This window comes from Stenotrophomonas sp. SAM-B, assembly GCF_013387485.1.
GTDB lineage: Bacteria > Pseudomonadota > Gammaproteobacteria > Xanthomonadales > Xanthomonadaceae > Stenotrophomonas > Stenotrophomonas maltophilia_AA.
Genome location: NZ_JABBXB010000003.1, coordinates 427040 through 441097, shown reverse-complemented (window position 1 = coordinate 441097; position 14058 = coordinate 427040). Strand labels below are relative to the sequence as shown.

Sequence of the window (14058 nt, the reverse complement as noted above, 5' to 3'; positions counted from 1 at the left end):
GGTCCACTGACGTGACCGCAGCGGCTCAGTCGGCCGTGACCGCCTTGGCCGGCTTCTTCATCAACATCTCCAGCGCCTTGCCCACCGCCGCGAAGGCGAACGCACCGGTGATGTGGGTTGCCGCACCCAGCCCTGCGCCGCAGTCCAGCTTCAGCGCCGCATCCCCGCCGAGGTTCGGGCGGATGCCACATACGCTGCCGTCAGCCTGCGGGTATTTCACGTTTTCCAGCGAGTACACCGCCGGCACGCCGAAGTAACGCGAGGCGTTCTTGGGGAAGTTGAAGTCGCTGCGCAGCTTCTTGCGGATCAGCGCCATCATCGCGTCGTGCTCGGTGCGCGAGACATCGCGGATCCGCACCAGGGTGGGATCGGTCCGCCCACCGGCCGCGCCCACGGTCAGGATCGGCAGCTTGCGGCGGCGGCACCAGGCAATGGTTTCGACCTTGACCCGGAAGCTGTCGCAGGCGTCGATCACCAGATCGAAATCGCGGTCCAGCAGCTCGACCATGTTGGACACGGTCAGGAACGAGGCGATCGCATCGACGCTGATGTCCGGGTTGATCGCCCGACAGCGCTCGGCCATCGCCTCGGCCTTGTTGCGGCCGTACTGACCGGCCAGCGCCGGCAGCTGGCGGTTGGTGTTGGACACGCAGATGTCATCGGCATCGATCAGGGTCAGGTGCCCGACCGCCGTGCGCGCCAGCGCCTCGACCACCCAGGAGCCGACGCCGCCCATGCCCACCACCACCACCCGGCGGCTGGCGAGCAGATCCACGGTGCCTACTCCATACAACCGGTCGATGCCGGCAAATCGTTCGCGCAGTACGTCGTTCATGCGCCTATTTTAATGCGCACTGGCCCGGCCGGGACGCGCCGTGGACAGGACGCGTCGTACCATCGCCGCAGCCACCCTCAAGGAAGCCCTCACCATGAACGACCCCGTGACCCCGCAGCGCCGCCCGTCCGCCGCCTACCGCTACCTGTTCGTCGGCCTGCTTGGCCTGGTGATCGGCCTGATTGCCACGGTGATGGTCTCGCGCGCGATCCAGGCCCGCCAGGACCCCTTCCCGGATTCGCTCATGCACGTGATGAACCGCCAGGTGGAACTGCTGCAGGCGGCGCAGGCGCAGAACCGCTGCAGCCTGGCCGACACCGTGCCGCGCCTGCAGACCCTGCGCTCGCTGTCCAATGACCTGGACCTGGCCTTTCCCGGCCTGAAGGACAGCCAGGGCTTCCAAACGCACGCCAGCGCCCTGCGCGCCACCCTCAACGAGGCCCTCGCCGCACCGCCGACCGACTGCCCGGGCATGGCCACGCTGGTCGAGAAGATCCAGACCGACTGCAAGGCCTGCCACCAGGATTTCCGCTGATTCATCTTCCAGCCACGCTGGCGGCCCGGGATTGGCACGCTGTTCACGCAGCACAGGACACGATCTGCTCCATGCGCACCAGACGCATTCGACCACCCCTCTGGCCAGGAGATACACCATGAAGATTCAACTGATTGCCGCCGCTGCCGTTGCCACCGTCGCCCTGGCTGGCTGTGCCACCACCTCGCCGGGTTACGGCAGCAGTGGTTACAACAACGGTTACGGCAATTCCGGCGGCAACTACAACACCAACCGCTGTGCCGACTGCGGCATCGTGACCCGCATCAACCAGGTCGCTTCGGGCCGCAGCGCGCCGAGCGCTACCGGTGCAGTCCTGGGTGGCATCGTCGGCGCGGTCGCCGGCCACGAAATCTCCGACCACACCGGTGGCAGCCGCGGCAACAAGAACATCGCGGCCGCCGCAGGCGCAGTCGGTGGCGCGCTGGCTGGCAACCAGATCCAGAAGAACGTCACCAGCGATACCTTCGACATCACCGTGCGCATGGACGATGGCCGTACCGTCGTCGTCAACCAGCGCGATCTGGGCGGTATCCGCGAGAACACCTACGTCCGCGTGGTCAACGGCAAGGTCATCCTGCGCTGATCAGCGCAACGTCACCCGCAGGCAATAAAAAAGGGCCCGCGCAAGCGGGCCCTTTTCGTGTGTCAACCAGGCAGGACCCGGTCTGCGCTCAGAGCGGCTTCACCTTGTCGGCCTGCAGGCCCTTCTGACCGGTGACCACTTCGAACTCGACCGCTTGACCTTCCTTCAGGCTCTTGAAGCCCTGGGATTCGATCGCGCGGAAGTGCACGAACACATCTTCGCCGCTCTCACGGCTGATGAATCCGAAACCCTTCGCGTCGTTGAACCACTTGACGGTGCCCTTCTCAGCCATCTCAGCTACTCCCTAACTGTCTTGTTGTTGGATACACCCGTACAGGCGGCTGACAGCAAGGGGGAAGCGAGGTGCAACGATGCAGCGGATCTGGAAGATCTACCATCATCAGGCCACGATCCACGGTGACCTTGCCAAGCTCAGCGTCTGCAACTTAACCCGAGCAAAACGAAAAAGCAACTGGCCAAAACCTTCGGATGTCAACCCCATTTCAGGAACCATACTGGACAGCATGGACCATTCATTCATCTTGTACCTGCTAGCCGTCGTTCTGGTGCTCGTCGGCATCGCCGGCGTGATCCTTCCCGCCCTGCCCGGCATCCCCCTGGTCTTTGCCGGGGTGCTGCTGGCGGCGTGGGCGGACGATTTCGTCCATGTCGGCTGGTTGCCACTGACGGTGCTGGGCCTGCTGACGCTGCTCTCCTTCGCGGTCGACATCCTGGCCACCGTGGTCGGTGCACAGCGGGTCGGCGCCAGCCGCAAGGCGCTGTGGGGCACCTTCCTGGGCAGCATCGTCGGGGTGTTCTTCATGCCGATCGGGCTGTTCGTGGGGCCGTTGGCCGGCGCCTTGCTGGGCGAGTACTGGCATACCCGCGAGCTGGGGCGTTCGACCAAGGTGGGCCTGGCGACGTGGCTGGGCATCCTGCTGGGATTCGCCTTGAAGCTCGCGTTGGTGATCGCGATGCTGGGGCTGTTCGCCTTCGCCTGGTTCTTCTGACCGCACCGCAGCGGTGCGGCTTCACGCCCTGAGCACACCATTGACCGGCATAAACCCGGTCAGATCGATGATGTCGTGCGCTGGCGGGAAATCCGGGCAGCGGCGACACTGTGCGGTTAGACCCATTCATTCTTGTCACGCGGCCCTGCTCCCATGACCATGCCCCATTCCCGTTCCGCCCTGTTCACCGCCCTGGCCCTGGCCTGCGCGGCGCTGCCTGCTGCTGCCCAGGAGGCCGCGCCTACCCCGGCCTCGCCGGAGGCCTGCGCCCTGGTGGACACTGACGCAGCGCGCCTGGCCTGCTACGACAAGCTGTTCGGGCGTACGCCCGAGGTCACTCTGGCCGCCGATGCCGCTGCCAGCGCCGCCAAGCAGGAGCGCCGCGAAGAACGTCAGGCCTCCCGCAGTGCCGACGCCGATGCGCCGGCGACGCAGCGGGTCAAGCAGCGCCTCGGCGAAGTGTTCAAGAACGACGGCCATGAAGATGCGCTGGCCAATGCCGGCAAAGGCTCGCTGCTCGACAGCCGTTGGGAGCTCGCGCAGGACTCCAAGCTCGGCGCCTTCCAGCTGCGCGCCTACAAGCCGGTCTACCTGCTGCCCGCGTTCTGGACCAGCGACAAGAACCAGATGCCGCAGTCGCCCAACCCGGTCAACACGGTCACCACCTCGCAGCAGCTGGACAGCGCGGAACTCAAGTTCCAGCTCAGCTTCAAGACCAAGATCGTGGAGAACCTATTCGGCGACAACGGCGACATCTGGGCCGGCTACACGCAGAGCTCGCGCTGGCAGGCCTACAACGCCGACAACTCGCGCCCGTTCCGCGAGACCAACTACGAGCCGGAAGTGATGATGATGTTCCGCAACGGCTACTCGATCGGCGGCTGGCGCGGACGCATGAGCGGGATCAGCGTCAACCACATGTCCAACGGCCGCGCCGATCCCCTGTCGCGCAGCTGGAACCGGGTGATCGCCACCGTCGGCCTGGACCGCGAAAACTGGGCGCTGGTGCTGCGCCCGTGGTATCGCATCCCGGAAGACCGCAAGGACGACAACAACCCGGACATCTCCGATTACATGGGCCGCGGTGATGCCACCCTGACCTGGAACAAGAACGGTCACGAAGTCTCGCTGATGGCGCGTCACTCGCTGCGCGGCGGCGACCGCTCGCACGGTGCGCTGCAGCTCGATTACGGCTTCCCGATCAGCAACCTGCTGCGCGGCCACGTGCAGATCTTCGATGGCTACGGCGAGAGCATGATCGACTACAACCACAAGGCCACGTATGTCGGCCTGGGTGTGTCGCTGCTGGAGTGGTATTGATGGCGGTGACGATCTGGCACAACCCGCGCTGCAGCAATTCACGCGGGGCGCTGGAACTCCTGCGTGAGCACGGCATCGAGCCGGTGGTGATCGAGTATCTGAAGACGCCGCCGGACCGCCCGACGCTGGCTGCGTTGATCACGCGCATGGGTATCGCTCCGCGTGAGTTGCTGCGCAGCAAGGAGCCGGCCTATGGTTCGCTCGGGCTGGACGACGCCGCGCTGACCGATGCCGCGCTGATCGAGGCGATGGTCGCCCACCCGGAACTGATCAACCGCCCGATCGTGGAGACCCCGCGCGGGGCACGCCTGTGCCGGCCGCCGGAGACGGTGCTGGAGATCCTGCCGGCGTAGGGCCGTGCCTCAGAGGCCTCCGCAGACCAACGCAGGTCGTGGTTGCCTCTTCCATTACGCCGGCTCCCGCACTCACACTACCCTTGCCCTTTCACCTGGATGCCAGCGGATGGCCCGACCACGACGCTCGTTCTTCGCCTACGCCTCCGCCTTGCTGGGCCTGCTCAGCCTGTTGGGCGTGGCCTGCTTCCATTTTCCGGATCTGTTGACCAGCCGCGAGTTCCGCGCGGTCTACAACGAACAGTTCGCCCGCCACCTGCTGCTGGTCGGGTTGGCCGCCGCCTTCATGCTGGGCACGATGGCGATCCTGCGCGACCGCAACAAGCGGATCGCCACGGTCGGCGTCGGCAGCGCCACCCTGGCGGTGCTGCTGGGGGGTACCAATGTCCAGTTCGATTCGATCGGGCAGACACCCTACTCGCTGGGTCTGGACTGGTTCGTGCTGTCGCTGTTCTTCTCGGCGCTGGTGTTCGTGCCGCTGGAGCGCTACCTCGGCAAACACGTGCTCTCGCCGCTACGGCCGGGCTGGCGTACCGATGTCGGCTATTTCTTCATGAGCCACGTGCTCGTGCAGTTCATCCTGATCCTGGTGACCGCCTCGACTTCGACCATTGCCGGGCTGGCCGCGTTTCCTGCGCTCAAGACGCTGATCCAATCGATGCCGGTATGGCTGCAGTTCCTGATCGCCGTATTCGTCGCGGACATGGCCCAGGCGCTGCTGCACCGCGCGTATCACAACACCCCATGGCTCTGGCGCTTCCACGCGGTGCACCACTCCAGCCGGCACATGGACTGGCTGGCCGGCTCGCGCATCCATTTCGTCGAGATCGTCATGACCCGCAGCTGCGTGCTGCTGCCACTGCTCATACTCGGATTCTCGACCCCGGCAATCAACGCCTACGTGATCCTGGTGGGTCTGCAGGCGGTGCTGGCGCATGCCAACCTGGGCATCCGTTTCGGGTGGCTCGAGTACCTGCTGGTGCTGCCGCGCTACCACCACTGGCATCACGCGCGGCAGCAGGAGTACGTCGACGTCAACTATGCCATCCACCTGCCGCTGGTGGACATGCTGATGGGCACCTTCAAACTGCCCCGCGATCAACGTCAATGGCCGAAGGAATACGGCGTCATGAAACTGGAAACCGTGCCCAAGGGCCTGCTCAACCAGCATCTGATGCCGTTCCGTGCGCGTCGCACCTTCGACGAGTACGTCGACTGACGTTACTCAGCGCCAGTCGGTGATGCCCTCGCGACGGTAGACCTCGGCGAACGCCGGGCGGGCTTTCAGGCGATCGGCGTAGGCCTTCAATGCCGGCCAGGTGTCACTCGGCGTGGGCATGTTGCGCGACCAGCGCATCAGCATCACCAGCATGAAATCGACCACGCTCAACGACTCGCCCAGCACATACGGGCCGCGCGTGGACAGGTGCTCGGCCAGATGCTGCCAAGCGCCTTCCAACCGCTCGCGCGCCCGCTGGCGGGTCGCGTCCACGTGCTCGGGGCCGGCCATTTCCTGCGGGTAGAACCACGCCCGATACGCCGGTTGCACGGTATTGGCGCACCAGAACATCCAGCGGTAGGCCTCGGCGCGCTCGGCGGTCCCCGGGGCCGGCAGCAGGGCCGCGTCCGGATGGCGGTCTGCCAGATGCAGCGCGATCGCTGCCGCTTCGGTCAATACCTGCCCGTCCAGCACCAGCGTCGGCACCAGGCCGGCGGGATTCAAGGCGAGATACGCCGCGTCCTTGTGCTCGCGCTTGTCGAAATCCAGCAGCACCAGATCGTGCTCTATCTGCAGTTCCAGCAGCAGCCAGTGGACGACCAGGGCGGCGGTACTCGGTGATCCATACAGCGTGGTGCGCATGTGCAGGGCCTCTTGAGGGAGGCGCACAGTATGCGCCCGCGCTCCGTGCCATCCCATGGGTACAGAGCACCGGCGGTGGGGATGCGTTCTGTCTCTGCCACTGCGCCGCGGACGCTCGCAGAATGCTTCCTCTGCCCCGCCGCGCGCCCAGGATCCTCCCATGCCCGATTCGTCCGCCCTGCTCGCCTTCGGTCTGATTTCGCTGGGCATGGTGCTGACGCCCGGGCCGAACATGCTCTATCTGATCTCGCGCTCGATCTGCCAGGGCCGCACTGCCGGGCTGATCTCGCTGAGCGGTGTCGCGCTGGGTTTTCTGGTGTACCTGGTGTGCGCGGCACTGGGCATCACCGCGCTGCTGATGGCAGTGCCGCATGCCTACGATGTGTTGCGTCTCGCCGGCGCGGCGTATCTGCTGCACCTGGCCTGGCAGGCGCTGCGCCCCGGCGGACGGTCGCCGTTCCAGCTGCGCACGCTGGACCACGACAGCCCGCGCAGATTGTTCGGCATGGGCCTGTTCACCGCGCTGCTCAATCCCAAGATCGCCGTGATGTATCTCTCGCTGCTGCCGCAGTTCATCCAGCCCCACGGGCATGGCAGCGTGATGGCGCAATCGGTGGTGTTGGGCCTGGTCCAGATCGCGATCAGCGTCAGTGTCAACGCACTGATCGTATTGGCCGCCGGCAGTATCGCCACCTTCCTGGCCGGGCGCCCGCGCTGGCAGACGGTGCAGCGCGGCCTGATGGGCACGGTGCTCGGCGCGCTGGCGGTGCGCATGCTGGTGGACGCGCGCCGCTGAGGGGAAGCCCCGACCAACGGTCGGTGCCTGCCCGCGTCAGCCACGAAAAACGGCGCCCTTGGGCGCCGTTTTCGTTTCCAGCATTACTGCGACCGGAGGCCTCAGGCGACGACGACCGGAATCTTGCCGATGCGGGCCTGCCATTCGCGCGGGCCGGTCTGGTGCACGGACTCGCCGGTGGAATCCACCGCCACGGTCACCGGCATGTCCTGCACGGTGAACTCGTAGATCGCTTCCATGCCCAGGTCGGCGAAGCCCACCACCTTGGCGGCCTTGATCGCCTTGGAGACCAGGTACGCCGAGCCGCCGACCGCCATCAGGTACGCCGACTTGTTGTCACGGATCGCCTCGATCGCCGCCGGGCCGCGCTCGGCCTTGCCGACCATGCCCAGCAGGCCGGTCTGTTCCAGCACCTGGCGGGTGAACTTGTCCATGCGGGTCGCGGTGGTCGGGCCGGCCGGGCCCACCACTTCGTCGCGCACCGGATCGACCGGGCCGACGTAGTAGATGAAGCGGCCCTTGAGGTCGACCGGCAGCGGCTCGCCCTTGTCCAGCATTTCCACCATGCGCTTGTGCGCGGCGTCGCGGCCGGTCAGCAGCTTGCCGTTGAGCAGCAGCGTCTGGCCCGGCTTCCAGCTGGCGACGTCCTCCGGGGTGATCGTGTCCAGATCGACACGGGTGCCCTTGGAGGCGTCATAGGTGATCTGCGGCCAGTCTTCCAGCGACGGCGGATCCAGCATCACCGGGCCGCTGCCATCCAGGGTGAAGTGCGCATGGCGGGTGGCCGCGCAGTTCGGGATCATCGCGACCGGCAGGTTGGCGGCGTGGGTCGGGAAATCCTTGACCTTGATGTCCAGCACCGTGGTCAGGCCACCCAGGCCCTGCGCGCCGATGCCCAGCGCGTTGACCTTGTCGAACAGCTCCAGGCGCAGCTCTTCGGCACGGTTGGAGGCGCCACGTGCCTTCAGTTCGTTGATGTCGATCGGCTCCATCAGCGACTCCTTGGCCAGCAGCATCGCCTTCTCGGCGGTGCCACCGATGCCGATCCCGAGCATGCCCGGCGGGCACCAGCCGGCACCCATGGTCGGCACGGTCTTGAGCACCCAGTCCACGATCGAGTCGGACGGGTTGAGCATGGCGAACTTGCTCTTGGCTTCCGAACCGCCGCCCTTGGCCGCCACGATCACCTCGACGGTGTCGCCCGGCACGACCTTGACGTTGACCACGCCCGGGGTGTTGTCCTTGGTGTTGATGCGCTTGCCAGCCGGATCCGCCAGCACCGACGCGCGCAGCTTGTTGTCCGGGTAGTTGTAGGCACGGCGCACGCCTTCGTTGGCCATGTCTTCCACGCCCATCGTGGCGTCGTCCCAACGCACGTTCATGCCGATTTCCAGGAACACGGTGACGATGCCGGTGTCCTGGCAGATCGGCCGGTGGCCTTCGGCACACATGCGCGAGTTGATCAGGATCTGCGCCATCGCTTCCTTCGCGGCCGGTGACTCTTCGCGCTCGTAGGCAGCGTTGAGGCTCTTGATGTAATCGACCGGGTGGTAGTACGAAATGTACTGCAGCGCGTCGGCGATGGACTGGATGAGGTCTTCCTGCTTGATCGATGTCACGACTTGCTCGCTTGCTGGAGGCTGGCGGGGTTGAACCGCCGATTTTAACAAGGACCGCCCGGCGGCGTTGAGAATCGCTCGCGGCCGCGGCTTTTGGTGCACAGTGGCCGCCCAGCCTTGTCACAGCGGCCCGCCCTGCCGCGTCCTCCCGGCATGACCCCGACCGATACCTTCCAGACCCACCGCCCCCGCCTGTTCGCCCTGGCCTACCGCCTGCTGGGCAGCCGCAGCGACGCCGAGGACATCGTCCAGGACGCCTGGCTGCGCTGGCAGGGCACCGACATCGCCGCGATCCGTGATCCGGAGGGCTGGCTGGTCACCGCGACCACCCGGCTCGGTTTGGACCGGCTGCGCGCGATGCGCAGCGCGCGCCTGGAGTACGTCGGGCCCTGGCTGCCCGAACCGCTGGAGATCGCCCTGGATCCGGACCCGCTGCAGGACCCGGCCCAGCGGCATGCGCTGGCCGACGAGGTCTCGGTGGCCTTCCTGGCGCTGCTGGAGCAGCTCAAGCCGGACGAGCGTGCCGCCTTCCTGCTCAAGGACGTGTTCGACTACGACTACCCGGATATCGCGCCCCTGCTGGAGCACTCGCCCGCCAACTGCCGGCAGCTGGTGCACCGGGCGCGCCAGCGGCTGCAGACGGGCGCCCCGCGCTTCACGGTCTCGCCCGCGCAGCACCGCGACCTGCTGGCGCGCTTCATGGACGCCTCGCAGCAGGGCGATCTGACCGCGATCCGCTCCCTGCTCGATGCCAATGCCGAGATGATCTCCGACGGCGGTGGCCGCGTGACCGCGGCGATCCGTCCCCTGCTGGGGGCCGAGCGCATCGCACAGCTGTACTGGGCGATCGCGCGCCGCAACGGGCAGCATCCGGCCCGGCTCGGCCAGGTCAACGGCGAGCCGGCGATCCTGCGTTTCGCCGGCGACCAGCTGCACTCGGTCACGATGATCACGGTCGATGCAGGGCGCATCGTGCGCGTGCTCAGCGTGCTCAATCCGGAAAAACTCACGGCCCTTGTCACAGCGCGCGACGCTGGCACGTCCTCCTGATGAAGACGGCCGCTGCGGCCGTCATGGAGTCCGTCATGTCTGCGTCCCCCCGTGTTCCCTACACCCGCCTCGCCGCCGAGGCCTTCAAGGGCCTGCTGGCCACCAGCAAGGCAGTGCACGACAGCTCGATCGATCCGGTGCTGATGGAACTGGTGTTCCTGCGTGTCTCGCAGATCAATGGCTGCGGTTACTGCATGGACATGCACGGCACCGCCCTGCGCAAGGGCGGGATCGAACCGCGTAAGCTGGATACGCTGCCGGCCTGGCACGAAAGCCGCTTCTTCGATGCGCGCGAGCGCGCCGCGCTGGGCTGGGCCGAGGCGCTGACCCGGCTGAGCAGTGCGGCCCCCTCCGACGCCGCCTACGAGGCGCTGGCGCCACACTTCGACGAGAAAGGCATCAGCGACCTGAGCATGGGCATCGCGGTGATCAATGCCTGGAACCGCCTCGGCGCCGGGCTGCTGCCGCCGCTGCCGTAAGGGTCGGGTCGTGCCGGCCGCTGGCCGGCTCCGCACGATGCTGGATGCGACCTGGAGCCGGCCAGCGGCCGACACTACCGGGCTGGTGCGCATGCACTGAATTCATGCATCAACCACGGCCACGGCGCGCACAATACCGCCCATGCCCGCCTCCCCCGCTGCCGGTGCACCCGGCCAGAAGAACCCCAGCCTGCGCGAGCGCGTCAATGCGATGCGCAACCTGCCCCCGTTCCTGCGCCAGGTCTGGCAGACCAGCCCCGGGCTGACCCTGGCCAGCCTGGGCCTGCGCGTGATCCGTGCATTGCTGCCGGTGGCGATGCTCTATGTCGGCAAACTGATCATCGATGCGGCAGTGCTGCTCAGCCAGCACGATGCGGGTTTCCCGCCGTTCGGCGAGGCGCTCTCCAGCGGGCTGCTGAACCCGCTGCTCGGGCTGCTCGCACTCGAGTTCGGTCTGGCGATGGCCTCGGACCTGCTCGGCCGCATGGTCAGCTACGCCGATACGCTGCTGTCGGAGCTGTTCACCAACGTCACCAGCGTGCGCCTGATGGAACACGCGGCCGAACTGGATCTGGAGGACTTCGAAGACCCCGACCTGCAGGACAAGCTGGACCGCGCACGGCGCCAGACCATGGGCCGCATGAACCTGATGAGCCAGCTGTTCGGCCAGGTGCAGGACAGCATCACCGTCGCCAGTCTCGCGGTCGGCCTGATCGTGTACGCGCCGTGGTTGATCCTGCTGCTCGCGGTCGCGCTGATCCCGGCGTTCATCGGCGAATCGCATTTCAACGCCGCCGGCTACAGTCTCAACTTCCAGTGGACGCCGGAGCGCCGTCAGCTGGAATACCTGCGCCAGATCGGGGCCAGCGTGGAAACCGCCAAGGAGGTGAAGATCTTCAACCTCCATCGGTTCCTGATCGACCGCTACAAATTGCTGGCGGAGAAGTTCTATCTCGCCAACCGTGCGCTGGCCCGCAAGCGCGCGATCTGGGGCACGCTGCTGGCCGCGCTGGGGACGCTGGGCTATTACGCCGCGTATGCCTACATCGCGTGGCGCACCGTGCGCGGCGATTTCTCGATCGGCGACCTGACCTTCCTCGCCGGCAGTTTCCTGCGCCTGCGCCAACTGCTCGAAGGCCTGCTGATCGGGTTTTCCCAGGTCGCCGGGCAGGCGTTGTATCTGGACGATCTGTTCTCGTTCTTCCAGATCCAACCGGAGATCCATTCGCGCCCGGACGCGGTCGCCATTCCGCAGCCGATCACCGACGGCTTCGTGTTCGAGAACGTCGGCTTCCGCTATCCCGATGCTGAAAGCTGGGCAGTGCGCCACCTGGATTTCGAACTGCGCGCCGGCGAAGTGCTGGCCCTGGTCGGTGAGAACGGTGCCGGCAAGACCACCCTGGTCAAGCTGCTGGCCCGCCTGTACGACCCCGACGAAGGCCGCATCCTGCTCGATGGCCGCGACCTGCGCGATTACGACCTGGATGACCTGCGCGCCAACATGGGCGTGATCTTCCAGGACTTCGTGCGCTACAACCTCAGCGCCGGCGAGAACATCGGCGTCGGCCTGGTCGAGGCGATGACCGACGACGCCCGCATCCGCGATGCCGCCCGCCGCGGCATGGCCGACGAGGTCATCGCCGGCCTGCCCGGTGGCTACGACCAGCTCATCGGCCGCCGCTTCAAGATGGGCGTGGACCTGTCCGGCGGGCAGTGGCAGAAGATCGCGATCGCGCGTGCCTACATGCGCGATGCGCAGGTCATGATCCTCGATGAGCCAACCGCCGCACTGGATGCGCGCAGCGAGTTCGAGGTGTTCCAGCGGTTCAAGGAACTGTCCGACAATCGCACCGCCGTGCTGATCTCGCACCGCTTCTCCTCGGTGCGCATGGCCGACCGCATCCTGGTGCTGGCCGGCGGCCGTATCGAGGCCAGCGGCACCCACGCCGAACTGATGACCCAGGGCGGCCGCTATGCCGAACTGTTCGAGCTGCAGGCGGCCGGCTACCGCTGAAACCCCCGCTTGACGGGCCTGTCCGGCCAGTCAATGAGAATTTATCTCATTTGAGATAAACTAGACCCGACGAAACCGACCAGAACCCCACCCCCATGTCTTCCGCTTTTGGCGCCGAAACGGTGCTTGAGGTCCGTCACTGGACCGACGCCTACTTCAGCTTCACCACGACCCGCGACAGCGGCTTCCGCTTCGAGAACGGCCAGTTCGTGATGATCGGCCTGGAAACCGAGGCGCGCCCGCTGCTGCGCGCGTACTCCATCGCCAGTGCCAACTGGGAAGAGAACCTGGAGTTCTTCAGCATCAAGGTCCAGGACGGCCCGCTGACCTCGCGCCTGCAGCACATCCAGCCGGGCGACAAGGTACTGGTCGGCAAGAAGCCCACCGGCACCCTGCTGATCAGCGACCTGCATCCGGGCAAGCACCTGTACCTGCTCGGCACCGGCACCGGCCTGGCGCCGTGGCTGTCGGTGATCAAGGACCCGGAAACCTACGAGCGCTTCGACAAGGTGATCCTCACCCACGGCGTGCGCTACGAAAAGGACCTGGCCTACCGTGACCTGTTCGAGAAGGAACTGCGCGAGCACGAATTCCTCGGCGAGATGATCGGCGACAAGCTGCTCTACTACCCGGCCGTGACCCGCGAAACCTTCCCGAACCAGGGCCGCCTGACCTCGCTGATGGAAAGCGGCGAGATGCAGAAAACCCTCGGCCTGCCGCCGCTGGACCCGGAAAACGACCGCGCCATGATCTGCGGCAGCCCGCAGATGCTGGCCGACCTGCGCACCGTGCTGGACAGCCGCGGTTTCCAGACCTCGCCGCGCATCGGCACCCCGGGTCATTACGTGTTCGAGCGCGCGTTCGTCGAAAAGTAAGGTGGAGCCACGCCATGCGTGGCTGGACCCCGCCAAAGTGATGCCACCCGAGGAGCCGACCAGCGGCCGGCTCTACGCGTCGCCGCGGTCCTGGCCGGGCGAGGCCGTCAACCCAGCGCGGCCTCGATATCTCCGCGCAGCGATGCCGGCGTGTCGGTCGGCGCATAGCGATGAAGCACCTGCCCATCGCGGCCGACCAGGAACTTGCTGAAGTTCCACTTGATCCCGCGCGTGCCCAATACCCCGGCCTTCTCGGCCTTGAGCCACTGCCACAGCGGATCGGCGCCGTCGCCGTTGACCTCGACCTTGTCCGACATCGGGAAACTGACCCCATAGGTCAGCGAACAGAATTCCCCGATCTGCGCCGCATCGCCCGGCTCCTGGTGCCCGAACTGATCGCAGGGAAACCCGATCACCACCAGCCCCCGCGGCCCGAACTCGCGCCACAGCGCTTCCAGCCCCTCGTACTGCGGCGTAAACCCGCACTTGCTGGCCACATTGACCAGCAGCAACACCTTGCCCTGGTACTGCGCCAAGGCCTGCGGCTGGCCGGACAGGTCCACGAACGGGAAATCGAAGGCGGTGGTCATGGCAGGGGCTCCGGTGGAAAGACCCATCTTAGCTCGCCCACCGCGTGCGGCCTGGGGGGCTGAGGAGCCGGCCAGCGGTCGGCACTACCGCTCCCCATCTGGGCCGCACGCCGCTTT

At 66.4% G+C, this 14058-nt stretch carries 17 protein-coding genes; 11 read left to right on the top strand and 6 right to left on the bottom strand.

Annotation, left to right across the window (positions count from 1 at the left end):
• Positions 1–25: 25 nt before the first annotated feature.
• Positions 26–835 carry a ThiF family adenylyltransferase gene (locus HH110_RS09755; RefSeq protein ID WP_176989477.1) on the bottom strand — a complete coding sequence of 270 codons (810 nt, stop codon included), beginning with the start codon at positions 833–835 and terminating at the stop codon, positions 26–28.
• A 94-nt stretch (positions 836–929) separates the two neighbouring features.
• Between HH110_RS09755 and HH110_RS09750 the strand changes: the two genes are divergently transcribed.
• Entirely contained in the window at positions 930–1370 is a 441-nt protein-coding gene (locus tag HH110_RS09750; protein WP_176989476.1) for a cytochrome c, read from the top strand.
• A 118-nt stretch (positions 1371–1488) separates the two neighbouring features.
• Positions 1489–1974 carry a glycine zipper 2TM domain-containing protein gene (locus tag HH110_RS09745; protein WP_019185918.1) on the top strand — a complete coding sequence of 162 codons (486 nt, stop codon included), beginning with the start codon at positions 1489–1491 and terminating at the stop codon, positions 1972–1974.
• Positions 1975–2062: 88 nt separating this feature from the next.
• Here HH110_RS09745 and HH110_RS09740 read toward each other — a convergent pair whose 3' ends face one another.
• Positions 2063–2266: a cold-shock protein gene (locus tag HH110_RS09740; protein WP_019185917.1), complete on the bottom strand. Its 204-nt coding sequence runs from the start codon at positions 2264–2266 to the stop codon at positions 2063–2065.
• Between the two features lie 108 nt (positions 2267–2374).
• Complete coding sequence (locus HH110_RS09735) at positions 2375–2515, bottom strand: hypothetical protein (RefSeq protein ID WP_176989157.1); 141 nt, start codon at positions 2513–2515, stop codon at positions 2375–2377.
• Here HH110_RS09735 and HH110_RS09730 point away from each other — a divergent pair.
• The 4 genes from HH110_RS09730 to HH110_RS09715 all read left to right on the top strand — a co-directional run bounded on the left by HH110_RS09730 (position 2499) and on the right by HH110_RS09715 (position 5876).
• Positions 2499–2984 (top strand): DUF456 domain-containing protein, encoded by a 486-nt coding sequence (locus HH110_RS09730; protein ID WP_176989542.1) that lies wholly within the window; start codon positions 2499–2501, stop codon positions 2982–2984. The genes HH110_RS09735 and HH110_RS09730 overlap by 17 nt on opposite strands.
• 153 nt (positions 2985–3137) lie before the next feature.
• Positions 3138–4304, top strand: coding sequence for a phospholipase A (locus tag HH110_RS09725; RefSeq protein ID WP_176989475.1), 1167 nt, complete (start codon positions 3138–3140; stop codon positions 4302–4304).
• Positions 4304–4657, top strand: a complete 354-nt coding sequence (gene arsC, locus HH110_RS09720; protein WP_176989474.1) for an arsenate reductase (glutaredoxin) — start codon at positions 4304–4306, stop codon at positions 4655–4657. Before HH110_RS09725 ends, arsC begins: the two co-directional genes overlap by 1 nt.
• Before the next feature lie 109 nt (positions 4658–4766).
• The gene (locus HH110_RS09715) at positions 4767–5876 is read left to right on the top strand and encodes a sterol desaturase family protein (RefSeq protein ID WP_176989473.1); all 1110 of its coding nucleotides are present in this window, start codon (positions 4767–4769) and stop codon (positions 5874–5876) included.
• A 6-nt stretch (positions 5877–5882) separates the two neighbouring features.
• On the opposite strand, the gene HH110_RS09710 is transcribed toward HH110_RS09715, so the two are convergent.
• Positions 5883–6518, bottom strand: a complete 636-nt coding sequence (locus HH110_RS09710; RefSeq protein WP_176989472.1) for a glutathione S-transferase family protein — start codon at positions 6516–6518, stop codon at positions 5883–5885.
• Between the two features lie 160 nt (positions 6519–6678).
• Between HH110_RS09710 and HH110_RS09705 the strand changes: the two genes are divergently transcribed.
• The gene (locus HH110_RS09705) at positions 6679–7314 is read left to right on the top strand and encodes a LysE family translocator (protein WP_176989471.1); all 636 of its coding nucleotides are present in this window, start codon (positions 6679–6681) and stop codon (positions 7312–7314) included.
• Between the two features lie 101 nt (positions 7315–7415).
• Here HH110_RS09705 and HH110_RS09700 read toward each other — a convergent pair whose 3' ends face one another.
• Positions 7416–8933 carry a fumarate hydratase gene (locus HH110_RS09700; RefSeq protein ID WP_019185911.1) on the bottom strand — a complete coding sequence of 506 codons (1518 nt, stop codon included), beginning with the start codon at positions 8931–8933 and terminating at the stop codon, positions 7416–7418.
• Positions 8934–9086: 153 nt separating this feature from the next.
• Here HH110_RS09700 and HH110_RS09695 point away from each other — a divergent pair, with 153 nt between their 5' ends.
• From HH110_RS09695 to HH110_RS09680, 4 genes are all read left to right on the top strand, one after another.
• A complete protein-coding gene (locus HH110_RS09695) occupies positions 9087–9983 on the top strand; it encodes an RNA polymerase sigma-70 factor (protein ID WP_176989470.1) in 897 nt (298 codons plus the stop codon).
• A 35-nt stretch (positions 9984–10018) separates the two neighbouring features.
• Positions 10019–10462, top strand: coding sequence for a carboxymuconolactone decarboxylase family protein (locus tag HH110_RS09690; RefSeq protein ID WP_176989469.1), 444 nt, complete (start codon positions 10019–10021; stop codon positions 10460–10462).
• A 142-nt stretch (positions 10463–10604) separates the two neighbouring features.
• On the top strand, positions 10605–12476 hold the full coding sequence (locus HH110_RS09685; RefSeq protein WP_176989468.1) for an ABC transporter ATP-binding protein: 1872 nt from the start codon (positions 10605–10607) through the stop codon (positions 12474–12476).
• Between the two features lie 95 nt (positions 12477–12571).
• Positions 12572–13351, top strand: a complete 780-nt coding sequence (locus tag HH110_RS09680) for a ferredoxin--NADP reductase (RefSeq protein WP_176989467.1) — start codon at positions 12572–12574, stop codon at positions 13349–13351.
• Positions 13352–13458: 107 nt separating this feature from the next.
• On the opposite strand, the gene HH110_RS09675 is transcribed toward HH110_RS09680, so the two are convergent.
• Positions 13459–13941: a glutathione peroxidase gene (locus HH110_RS09675; protein WP_176989466.1), complete on the bottom strand. Its 483-nt coding sequence runs from the start codon at positions 13939–13941 to the stop codon at positions 13459–13461.
• Positions 13942–14058 lie beyond the last annotated feature (117 nt).